General features: G+C 69.8%; 1 pseudogene. It reads left to right on the top strand.

Going from position 1 to position 278, the window contains the following annotated elements:
- Positions 1 to 278, top strand: a pseudogene (locus tag GV790_RS30155) (diaminopimelate decarboxylase); the annotation flags it as partial.

Here is a 278-nt window from a genome sequence, read left to right as displayed (position 1 = left end):
CCGCCAACCTGCGCAAGCTCGTCGCCCAAGAGGCCGAGCGTGCTGGTTTGCCCGAACCGGTTATCGCCGTGGAACCCGGTCGCGCGATCGCCGGACCCGGCACGGTCACCCTCTATGAGGTCGGCACCACCAAGGACGTCTCACTCGACGGCGGCCTGCGTCGCCGGTATGTCAGCGTCGACGGCGGGATGAGCGACAACATCCGGCCCGCGCTGTACCAGGCCGACTACGACTGCCGTCTCGTCTCCCGCGCCTCCGATGCCGCGAGCGACGACGGG

Origin of the sequence: Nocardia cyriacigeorgica (genome assembly GCF_010858045.1) — a bacterium.
Lineage (GTDB): Bacteria > Actinomycetota > Actinomycetes > Mycobacteriales > Mycobacteriaceae > Nocardia > Nocardia cyriacigeorgica_E.
This window is presented reverse-complemented; position numbering and strand designations above follow the sequence as displayed.